Source organism: Mycobacterium sp. UM_Kg27, from assembly GCF_000972905.1.
Taxonomy (GTDB): domain Bacteria; phylum Actinomycetota; class Actinomycetes; order Mycobacteriales; family Mycobacteriaceae; genus Mycobacterium.
This window is the reverse complement of record NZ_JRMM01000158.1, coordinates 1-9,265: the sequence shown is the minus strand read 5'-3', so window position 1 is coordinate 9,265 and position 9,265 is coordinate 1. Positions and strand designations below refer to the sequence as shown.

6 protein-coding genes and 1 pseudogene are annotated in these 9,265 nt (G+C 66.3%); 3 read left to right on the top strand and 4 right to left on the bottom strand.

The window, feature by feature from the left end; translation table 11 throughout:
* Window positions 1–403 (bottom strand): annotated as a pseudogene (locus LI94_RS18730) (ATP-binding protein); the annotation flags it as partial.
* A 516-nt stretch (window positions 404–919) separates the two neighbouring features.
* Between LI94_RS18730 and LI94_RS18725 the strand changes: the two are divergent.
* Window positions 920–1,393 carry a tRNA (cytidine(34)-2'-O)-methyltransferase gene (locus LI94_RS18725; RefSeq protein WP_046302132.1) on the top strand — a complete coding sequence of 158 codons (474 nt, stop codon included), beginning with the start codon at window positions 920–922 and terminating at the stop codon, window positions 1,391–1,393.
* Between the two features lie 31 nt (window positions 1,394–1,424).
* On the opposite strand, the gene LI94_RS18720 is transcribed toward LI94_RS18725, so the two are convergent.
* Together LI94_RS18720 and LI94_RS18715 are read right to left on the bottom strand one after the other, a co-directional pair.
* Complete coding sequence (locus LI94_RS18720) at window positions 1,425–2,072, bottom strand: nitroreductase family protein (RefSeq protein ID WP_046302131.1); 648 nt, start codon at window positions 2,070–2,072, stop codon at window positions 1,425–1,427.
* Window positions 2,073–2,151: 79 nt separating this feature from the next.
* Window positions 2,152–5,418 carry an error-prone DNA polymerase gene (locus LI94_RS18715; protein ID WP_046302130.1) on the bottom strand — a complete coding sequence of 1,089 codons (3,267 nt, stop codon included), beginning with the start codon at window positions 5,416–5,418 and terminating at the stop codon, window positions 2,152–2,154.
* A gap of 113 nt (window positions 5,419–5,531) precedes the next feature.
* Here LI94_RS18715 and LI94_RS18710 point away from each other — a divergent pair, with 113 nt between their 5' ends.
* Window positions 5,532–5,963, top strand: coding sequence for an MmpS family protein (locus LI94_RS18710; protein ID WP_024440368.1), 432 nt, complete (start codon window positions 5,532–5,534; stop codon window positions 5,961–5,963).
* Window positions 5,960–8,863 (top strand): MMPL family transporter, encoded by a 2,904-nt coding sequence (locus LI94_RS18705; RefSeq protein ID WP_046302129.1) that lies wholly within the window; start codon window positions 5,960–5,962, stop codon window positions 8,861–8,863. Before LI94_RS18710 ends, LI94_RS18705 begins: the two co-directional genes overlap by 4 nt.
* A gap of 8 nt (window positions 8,864–8,871) precedes the next feature.
* Here LI94_RS18705 and LI94_RS18700 read toward each other — a convergent pair.
* A partial coding sequence (locus LI94_RS18700) for a universal stress protein (RefSeq protein ID WP_046302128.1) occupies window positions 8,872–9,265 on the bottom strand: 394 nt, incomplete at its 5' end.

Genomic DNA, 9,265 nt, shown 5'->3' with positions numbered 1-9,265 from the left:
GATGTGTATAAGAGACAGGGCCCCGTTCGATCAGCGACTCGACCCCGGACCGCACATCGGTCGCCACATCGGTGTGCGACAGGCGAGACTGCAGCTCGTACTTGCGGTTCTCGAAGTTCTTCCGGGCCCCTTCGGCGTCGCCGTCGGAGGAAGCGGCCACCAGCGCGTCGCCCAACGCCGACATGTAATTGGTGATCGCCGGAATCATCTCGGCGCGGTCGGCGACCAATCGGAGCTGATTGGCCTCGGTGAGTGCGTTGGAGATCCGCAGTCCGCCGAACAGCCCGGCCAGCGCCAACGGCAGCAACGCGATCGCCAGCACCTTCCAGCGCACCGGCCAGTTGCGCACCGACCATCGCGACGGACGTTTGACCGCCGCGGTTTCCGGCTTGTGGGCGTCCACGGCTGGTTCGGCTGACGCGTCAAAGGCCTGGTCCACCTCTTCCGGGTGGTCAAAGAGCGTCACCGGTCGGCGGCCGATTCGCCGACCGCTCGGCTGAAATTCACCGTCTGCGCCTCATTCATCGGACTCTCCGGGACATCGCACCCGCACAACGGGTTGCGGTGTGTTTCACGGCATAGCAATTCGACGAGTATGCCAGTCGCCCGCAGGACTGACCAGAATTTTTACTGAACAGAACACTTTCCGAGACCTGCGCGTGTCTTGACGAACTTCGGTCGAGCAAACAGGCCGCGGGCGATGGTCGACCCCATGATCGGGGACTCAGGCGCTTGGACATCCCCCTGGAGTACCCCTCCGGCACGCCGGCGTTCACCGCGTTCGGGCCGCGCGTTCCCGCCATGCGTCAGGCGCATCTGGCGCGACGCGGGCGGACTCCCCGTCAGCGGGATAGTCGCATACACCGCGGCGACCGGAGGCCGGTCGCTTCACGGCGTGCCGTCATACAAGGATGCTGTTGTGTTCAAAGTGATGTTCTATTCACCCCGCATCCCGCCCAACACCGGCAACGCGATTCGGATGGTGGCGGCGACCGGCGCGGAGCTTCATCTGGTGGAACCCATGGGTTTCGACCTGTCCGAACCAAAGCTGCGGCGGGCCGGCTTGGACTATCACGACCTGGCCTGGGTGCGCGTGCACTCGTCACTGCCGGCGGCGTGGGAGGCGCTGGGTGTATCGAATGGCGCCCGGGTGTTCGCCTTCACCGCCGGCGCCCACACCCCCTACACCGATGTGAGCTATGAGCCCGGTGACGTGCTGATGTTCGGTCCCGAACCCACCGGCCTGGACGAGGCGACGCTGGCCGACCCGCACATCACCGAGCGGGTGCGTATCCCGATGCTGGCCGGGCGGCGCTCACTGAACCTGTCGAACGCCGCCGCCGTCGCGGTCTACGAGGCGTGGCGCCAGCACGGGTTCGCCGACGGGGTGTGACCCGCTGCGCCCGGCTCCGCCGCGCTTGCGATCACCAAGTGTCGAAGTGCGCCACCTGCTCGGCCGGCAGTCGCTTGGCCGGCTTGAAGTCGGTGCCCAAGGTGTAGGCGATGGGGAACAGCCCGCCCTGGCTGTAGTTCTCGTACGGGATGCCGAGCACCTCGGCGGCCTGCTGCTCGCCGTCCCCGAGCAGGTGCAGGGTCGTCCAGCAGGAACCAAGTCCGCGGTTGCGCAACGCCAGGCAGTAGCTCCACGCAGCCGGGAACAACGACGCCCAGAACGATGCGCCGAACCCCAGCGACCCGGTCTCGGGCTTGCCTTCCAGGCACGGGATCATCAGCACCGGCACGTCCTGCAGGTTCTCGGCCAGATACCTGGCTGAGCCGCTGATGAACTCCATCCGCTCACTGCGCACGTCGCCCTCGCCGTAGTCAGGCTTCATCCGGTTCAGGTACGGCATGGCGTTCGTGCGGTAGATGTCGGCGAGCGCCTGCTTTTTGACCGGGTCGGTGACGAACATCCACTGCCAGCCCTGAGCGTTGGATCCGGTGGGTGCCTGCAGGGCGATCTCAAGGCACTCCATCAGCACCTCGCGGGGAACGGCCTTGTCAAGATCGAGGCGTTTGCGGACCGATCGCGTGGTGGTCAGGACTTCGTCGGCGGTCAAGTTGAGGGTCATGGATGGAGGTTACCGTCGGGCTTGCTTCGGCGGTCCAGCTTCGGCTCTCCTGCGCCGAGCCCCGCTGACCGCCGGGGTACTACCGAAAATCGCGGGAGCGCGAACTCACCGCCAGCTCAAGGGCGCCCAACCGATCGGCCAGCACGGTGATGGCCCCACTGGCGTTCTGCACCCGCCCGCGGATCAGCAACGCTGTCGCCGTCTGCGCCAGCCGGCGATGCCGCGTCCACACCCCGGGCGTACACAGCACATTGACCATCCCGGTCTCGTCTTCGATGTTGACGAACGTCACCCCGCGGGCAGTGGACGGCCGCTGCCGGTGGGTGACCGCCCCGGCCACCAGCACCCGGGTGCCGTCGGGAACCGCGGTCAGCCGCACCGCCGGAATCACCCCGAGCGCATCGAGATCGGCACGCAGGAACTGGGTCGGGAAGCTGTCGCAGGACACCCCGGTAGCCCATACATCGGCCGCCGACAACTCGATCTCACTCATCCCGGGCAACACCGGAGTATGCGTCGCAACCCCCACCCCCGGCAGCCGGTCCGGCCGCTGCCCCGCCGCAGCCCCGGCCGTCCACAGCGCCTCCCGGCGTGACACCCCGAAACCGGCGAATGCGCCGGCGGTTGCCAACGCCTCAGTCTGGGGAACTGAAAGCTGTACCCGCGCAGTCAGATCCAGCATCGAAGCAAATGGTCCGTAGGCCTCACGGTCGGCCACCAACCGCTCAGCGAGGTCGGTACCGATGCCACGGACAGCGCCCAGCCCCAGCCGGACCTGCGTGCCGGCTTCGGCCAGTGTGGCGTGCGCCAGGCTGGCGTTGACGTCCGGTCGGTGCACCACAACCCCGTGCCGGCGGGCGTCGGCGACCAGTGACTGCGGCGAATAGAAGCCCATCGGTTGGGCGCGGAGCAGCGCGGCGCAGAACGCCGCCGGGTAGTGCAGCTTGAACCAGGCCGAGTAGAACACCAGCGACGCGAAACTCATCGCGTGACTCTCCGGAAATCCGTAGTTGGCAAAGGCTTCCAGCTTCTCGTAGATCCGGTCCGCCACTTCGCCGGTGATGCCGTGACACTCCGCCATGCCGCTGTAGAACCGGTCACGCAATCGGCGCATCCGCTCCGGTGATCGTTTGGAGCCCATCGCGCGTCGCAACTGGTCGGCTTCGCCCGCGGTGAATCCGGCGCAGTCCACCGCCAGCGTCATCAGCTGTTCTTGAAACAGCGGGATTCCCAAGGTTTTCTCCAGGGCCCTCGCCATGCACGGATGCTCATAGGTCACCGGATCGATACCGTTGCGGCGGCGGATGTAGGGATGCACCGATCCGCCCTGGATCGGCCCGGGGCGGATCAGCGCCACCTCCACCACCAGGTCGTAGAACACCCGGGGGCGCAGCCGCGGCAGGGTGGCCATCTGCGCGCGCGACTCCACCTGGAACACTCCGACCGTGTCGGCGCGGGCCAGCATCTCGTACACCGCCGGCTCGGACAGATCGATCGCAGCCAAATCCACTTCGACGCCGCAATGCTGCGCCACCAGATCGATCGCGTAGTGCAATGCCGACAGCATTCCCAGCCCCAGCAGGTCGAACTTCACCAAACCTATTGCCGCGCAGTCGTCCTTGTCCCACTGCAGCACGCTTCGTCCAGGCATCCGGGCCCATTCCACCGGGCATACGTCGGCGATCGGGCGGTCACAGATCACCATGCCTCCGGAGTGGATGCCCAGATGCCGCGGCAGGTCGGCAACCTGGTCGGCCAGCTCGATCACCTGTTCGGGGATGCCGTGCAGATCGGAGTCCTCCCGGCCAGGCCGGCCCCATCGGCTCAGCTGCTTGCTCCAGGCGTCCTGTTGCCCCGGCGAATAGCCCAGCGCGCGGGCCATGTCCCGCACGGCGCTGCGACCCCGGTAGGTGATGACGTTGGCCACCTGGGCGGCGTGGTCTCGGCCGTATTTGTCGTAGACGTACTGGATCACCTTTTCCCGCTCATCCGATTCGATGTCGATATCGATGTCGGGTGGGCCATCGCGAGCCGGCGACAGAAAGCGTTCGAACAGCAGCCCGTTGGCCACCGGGTCCACCGCGGTGATCCCGAGGGCGTAGCAGACCGCGGAGTTGGCAGCCGATCCCCTGCCCTGACACAAGATGTCGCTGCGCCGACAGAACTGGGTGATGTCGTGCACCACCAGGAAATATCCGGAAAAACCCAGTTGAGCAATGACTTCCAGCTCGCGTTCGATCTGGGCGTAGGCATCCGGCATGCGCTCGGGCGGGCCGTAGCGCCCGACCGCGCCGGCCAGGGTGAGCTGCCGCAGCCAACTGTCCTCGGTGTGACCGTCTGGAACGGCAAACGGCGGCAGCCGGGGGGCGATCAGCGTCAACGGAAAAGCGCACCGCTCACCGAGTTCGGCCGCCCCCGGCACCGCCGTCGGATGTGCCGCGAACAATCGGGCCATCTCTGCGCCGGAGCGCAGATGCGAGCCGCCCAGCGGAGCCAGCCGGCCGGCGGCGGCGTCCAGTGACTGTCGGGCCCGCACCGCGCCCAGCGCCATTGCCAGCCGCCCCCGGTCCGGCCGGGCGAAATGCGCGCCGGTGGTGGCTACCAGCCCCACCCCGAACCGGGGCGCCAGGCCGGCCAGCGCCGCATTGCGTTCGTCGTCGCACGGATCGGAGTGCCGGGTCAGCTCCACGCTGACCCGCGCGGCCCCGAACCGGTCCACCAGGTCGGCCAGCGCGGCGGCGGCCGCATCCGGGCCCCCGGTGGCCAGCGCCTGGCGAACGTGGCCCTTACGGCAGCCGGTCAGGATGTGCCAGTGCCCGCCCGCCGCCTCGGTCAGCGCATCCAGATCGAAACGCGGCTTGCCCTTCTCGCCGGCCAGGTGCGCGGCGGCGATCTGCCGCGACAACCGCCGATAACCCTCCGGGCCGCGGGCCAGCACCAGTAGGTGCGGACCTGGTGGGTCCGGGTCATCAGTGCGCGCCACCCTCCCCAGCGACAACTCGGCGCCGAACACCGTGGCCATATCCAACTCGGCGGCCGCCTCGGCGAAGCGCACCACTCCGTACAGACCGTCGTGATCGGTCAGCGCGATCGCCCGCAGGCCCAGCCGGGCAGCCTCGGCAACCAGCTCCTGTGGGCTGCTGGCCCCGTCCAGAAAGCTGTACGCCGAGTGTGCGTGCAACTCGGCGTAGGGCACTACCCGCCCGGCTGGCCGGAGCGGCTCGACCTGCGGGGCCGGCGGGCCGTGCTCAGCAGACATACCGGCAGGAATACCGGTGTGACGAGGCTTACCATCGAGCACCCGCTCCATTTCCGCCCAGCTCGGCGGCCCGTTACCCCAGCCCATACCCTCCAATGTATCGAACATATGTGCGATAAAACCCTGGGTGGGTGCGAAAAAGAAGTTTGATGCACTAATCTGTGTCAGATTCCGGCACGATGCGAAAGGCCACTGCTTTCATGTTCGGCGCTGTCAGACGTGCGTGGTTGCCCCTACTCATCATCGCCGTTCTCGTGGTAGGGGGGTTCACGGTGCAGCGAGTCCGCGGTTTCTTCGGAGCCGACGACAGCGGCTCAGGGTCCACCCCGTTCGAGGACACCAAGCCGTTCCACCCCAAAGTCGTGGTCTACGACATCTTCAGCCCCGACGGCACCTACGCCGACATCAACTACCTGGACCTCGATGCCACGCCACAGCGGGTCGACGGCGCCGGCCTGCCGTGGTCGCTGACCCTGTCGACCACCAACCCGGCGGTGAGCCCCAACATCGTCGCCCAAGGTGACGGCACCACCATCGGCTGTCGGGTCACCATCGACGGCGAAGTCAAAGACGAACGCATCTCCAGCAGCCCCGTCAGCGCCCAGACCTTCTGCATTGTGAAATCCGCATGAGCAACCACACCAGCCACGACACCCCCACCGACACGCTGCCTGCCGCGCAACCACCCAAGCGCACCGGTATCCCGGCCTGGATCCGGCGGCTCGCTGTGCCCATCATCCTGGCCTGGGTGGCGCTCACGGTCCTGGTGAACGTCATCGTGCCGCAGCTCGATGAAGTCGGAAAGATGCGCGCGGTGTCGATGGCCCCCCGCGACGCTCCGTCGATGATCGCGATGATGCGCATCGGAAAGGTGTTCGACGAGTTCAAGTCGGACAGCTCGGGCATGGTCGTGATCGAAGGCGACCAGCCCCTGGGCGACGACGCGCACAAGTACTACGACCAGTTGGTCGCCAAGATGGAGGCCGACCCCACCCATATCGAGCACGTCCAGGACTTCTGGAGCGACCCGCTGACCGCAGCCGGATCCCAGAGCCCGGACGGCAAGGCCGCCTATGTTCAGGTGTATCTGGCCGGCAACATGGGCGAGACCCTGGCCAACGAGTCGGTCGAGGCCGTCCAGCAGATCATCGCCGACACCCCGGCCCCCGAGGGCGTACACGCCTACGTCACCGGCGGGGCCGCCCTCAACGCCGATCAGCACATCGCCGGCGACAAAAGCCTGAAACTCATCACCGCGCTGACGTTCGTGGTGATCATCACGATGCTGCTGAGTATCTACCGGTCCGTCGGCACCGTGCTGTTGGTGCTGGGCATGGTGGTCTTCTCGCTGAGCGCTGCCCGCGGCGTGGTGGCCGTGCTGGCCTACTACAACATCATCGGCCTGTCGACGTTCGCGGTGAATCTGCTGGTGACACTGGCTATCGCCGCCTCGACGGACTATGCGATCTTCCTGCTCGGCCGCTACCAGGAGGCCCGATCACTCGGCGAGGACAAGGAATCGGCCTTCCACACCATGTATCACGGCACCGCGCACGTGATCCTGGGTTCCGGGCTGACCATCGCCGGGGCGACCTTCTGCCTGCACTTCACCCGACTGCCCTATTTCCAGTCGCTGGGCGTCCCGCTGGCGATCGGCATGTTGGTCATTGTGGTGGCCGCTCTCACCTTCGGTTCCGCGGTGGTCACGGTGGCCAGCCGCTTCGGCATGCTGGAGCCCAAGCGTGCGATGCGGATCCGCACCTGGCGGCGCATCGGCACGCTGATCGTGCGCTGGCCGGGGCCGGTGCTGGTGGCCACCACCGCGGTCTGCCTGGTCGGGCTGCTCACGCTGCCTGGGTACCAGACCAACTACAACGACCGGGAGTACCTGCCGGACTACGTGCCGGCCAACATCGGCTACGCCGCCGCCGACCGGCACTTCTCCCAGGCCCGGATGAGCCCGGAACTGCTGATGATCGAGACCGACCACGACCTGCGCAATCCGGCCGACTTCCTGGTGATCAACCGGATCGCCAAGCGGGTGTTCGAGGTCCCCGGCGTCGGGCGGGTGCAGACCATCACCCGCCCACTGGGCACGCCGATCGAACACACCACGATCCCGTTCGCGATCAGCATGCAGGGCACCACCCAGCAACTGAACATGAAGTACCAGCTCGACAGCATGAAGAACATGCTCAAGATGGGCGAGGACATGCAGGTCTCGATCGACAGCATGAAGCAGATGCTCGAGGTCACCCGCGCGATGTCGGAGACCACGCACAGCATGGACCTCAAGATGCACCACATGCTCGACGACATCCAGAAGATGCGCGACTCGATCGCGGACTTCGACGACATGTGGCGCCCGATGCGCAGCTACTTCTACTGGGAGCCGCACTGCTTCGACATCCCGATCTGCTGGTCGATCCGGTCGATCTTCGACGTGATGGACGGCCTCGACCAGATGACCGAGGATTTCGAAAAGGTGCTGCCCGACATCGACAACCTCGACCGGCTGATGCCCCGGATGCTCGAGATCATGCCGCCGATGATCGAGACGATGGAAAACATGCGGACCACCCAGCTGAAGATGCAGTCCACCATGGAGGGCCTGCAGCTTCAGATGGAGAAGATGATGGAAGGCCAGAACGCCATGGGCAAGGCGTTCGACGAGTCCAAGAACGACGACTCGTTCTATCTACCGCCCGAGGCATTCGACAACCCCGACTTCAAGCGCGGCATGAAGATGTTCCTGTCCCCCGACGGACACTCGGTGCGGTTCATCATCTCCCACGAGGGCGACCCGATGTCCGAAGAAGGCATCTCACACGTCACGCCGATCAAGCACGCCGTGCACGAAGCGCTCAAGGGCACCCCGCTGGAGGGCTCGAAGGTCTATCTCGGCGGCACCGCAGCCATGTTCAAGGACATGAAAGATGGCTCGCACTATGACCTGATCATCGCCGGCATCGCCTCACTGTGCCTGATCTTCATCATCATGCTGCTGATCACCCGCGCGGTGGTGGCCTCGGCCGTGATCGTCGGGACGGTGCTGCTCTCACTGGGCACCTCGTTCGGGCTCTCGGTGCTGATCTGGCAGCACATCATCGGCCTGCACCTGCACTGGATGGTGCTGGCGATGTCGGTGATCATCCTGCTGGCGGTCGGCTCGGACTACAACCTGCTGCTGGTCTCCCGAATGAAGGAAGAGCTGCACGGTGGGCTGAAGACCGGCATCATCCGCGCCATGGGTGGCAGTGGCTCCGTGGTCACCTCAGCGGGCCTGGTGTTCGCGTTCACGATGATGTCGATGATCGTCTCCGACCTGAAGGTGATCGGTCAGGTGGGCTCCACCATCGGCCTGGGCCTGCTCATCGACACCCTGGTGATCCGCTCCTTCATGACACCGTCGATCGCCGCGCTGCTGGGTCGCTGGTTCTGGTGGCCGCAGCGGGTGCCGTTGCGGCCGACGCCGGCGGCGCAGCAGGTCGCCACGCTGCGGTCGTCGTCCGAGCCGGTATCGGTCGGCTGACGCCGTCGTCAGGTCGGTCGGACCACGGCGACCGGCGCGTGCGCCGACTGCACCACTGCCTGGCTGACCGAACCCAGCAGCATGCCGGTGAAGCCGCCGCGGCCGTGGCTGCCCACCACCAGTAGCTGAGCCTCCTGCGATTGCTCGACGAGTTGGTCGGCCGGCCGGTCATCGACCACCACGCGGCGTACCGTGACGTCGGGGTAGCGCTCCCGCCAGCCCGCCAGTCTTTCGGCCAGGGCCAGTTCGCCTTCGGATGCCATCGCCGCCGTGTCGATGCCGGGAAAGTCCAGCAGTCCGGTGTCGTGCCAGGCATACACCGCGACCAGTTCCACCCCGCGCAACGAAGCCTCTTCGAACGCCAGCGCGGTTGCGGCCTCCGACACCTGTCTCTTATACACA

Coding starts and splice junctions, on each gene's coding strand:
- LI94_RS18715 (WP_046302130.1), bottom strand. CDS start 5,418: ATGGGCTGGGGTAACGGGCCGCCGAGCTGGGCGGAAATGGAGCGGGTG.
- LI94_RS18710 (WP_024440368.1), top strand. CDS start 5,532: ATGTTCGGCGCTGTCAGACGTGCGTGGTTGCCCCTACTCATCATCGCC.
- LI94_RS18705 (WP_046302129.1), top strand. CDS start 5,960: ATGAGCAACCACACCAGCCACGACACCCCCACCGACACGCTGCCTGCC.
- LI94_RS18720 (WP_046302131.1), bottom strand. CDS start 2,072: ATGACCCTCAACTTGACCGCCGACGAAGTCCTGACCACCACGCGATCG.